Below are 1,068 nucleotides of genomic sequence, written 5' to 3'. Positions count from 1 at the left end.
TCCCTGAATTCATAGAATAAGCGCAACGCTTGAAACGAGAGGCAGAGAGCCAGCCACCGGTAGAATCCAGGCTCTCACACCGAAGGATTCAAGCGCAGATGACTACGCATTACCGGCAGCTGACTCAGGGACAACGTTACCAGATTGAGGCTGGCTTGAGCGCCGCAGAGAGCCAGGCGAGCATTGCAAAGCGGGTCGGCGTGCATCCCTCGACGATCAGTCGCGAGGTTCGCCGCAACAGCACCCAGAATATCTACAAGGCTGTTTCTGCGGCCCATGAAAGTGATGCTCGTCGAGCGGGTGCGCGCAAGTTTTGCAAGCCGGCGACATGGCTCAGCCATCATCTCCCGGTGTGGCTCAAGCATGGCATGAGTCCGGAGCAGATCGCCCAGCGGTTGAAGCAGGAGCAGCCAAGCCGGGCGGTCAGCCATGAGTGGATTTATCGGTTCATTGCCGCCGAACAGCGCGCCGGTGGTGAGCTTTATACCTATCTGCGACATCGCCGAAAGCGCTACCGGAAACGCTATGGAAGCCACGATCGGCGCGGGCAGCTGCGTAATCGCGTGTCAATCAGTGAACGCCCAGCCGAGGTCGAAAGCCGCGAGCGCCTGGGGGACTGGGAGGGCGATACGGTACATGGACTGGGCGGTAACCTGGTGACCCTGGTTGATCGCAAAAGCGGCTATCTGAGCGCCTATCCGGTCAAGCGCAGAACGCGCCGGCAGGTAACGCGGGCGATCAATCTGATGCTTCAGGGCCATGCCGCTCACACGCTGACGCTGGATAACGGAAGGGAGTTTGCCGGGCATGAACGCATCGCGCTACGGAGCCAGTGCCAGGTCTTTTTTGCAGACCCCTATTCATCCTGGCAACGTGGCACCAATGAAAACACCAACGGTCTGCTCCGCCAGTATTTCCCCAAGGGCAGCGACTTCAGCAAGCTGACCGTCGAAGCCGTCAATCGGACAGTAGCGAGGATCAATCTACGCCCGCGCAAGCGCTTGGGCTGGAAGACGCCGTACGAAGTGCATACAGGGGTGAGCGTTGCACTTATGTGTTGAATTCAGG

1 protein-coding gene is annotated in these 1,068 nt (G+C 59.1%); it reads left to right on the top strand.

Annotated elements, in window-relative coordinates; all coding sequences use genetic code 11:
• Positions 1–98 precede the first annotated feature (98 nt).
• Positions 99–1,061: an IS30-like element ISPpu17 family transposase gene (locus tag MCRY_RS22365; protein WP_004577240.1), complete on the top strand. Its 963-nt coding sequence runs from the start codon at positions 99–101 to the stop codon at positions 1,059–1,061.
• Positions 1,062–1,068 lie beyond the last annotated feature (7 nt).

The sequence above is a fragment of the Marivita cryptomonadis genome, assembly GCF_002115725.1.
Lineage (GTDB): Bacteria > Pseudomonadota > Alphaproteobacteria > Rhodobacterales > Rhodobacteraceae > Marivita > Marivita cryptomonadis.
This window is presented reverse-complemented; position numbering and strand designations above follow the sequence as displayed.

Excerpts from the sequence above, each read along its gene's own strand:
- MCRY_RS22365 (WP_004577240.1), top strand. The coding sequence starts at position 99 with ATGACTACGCATTACCGGCAGCTGACTCAGGGACAACGTTACCAGATT.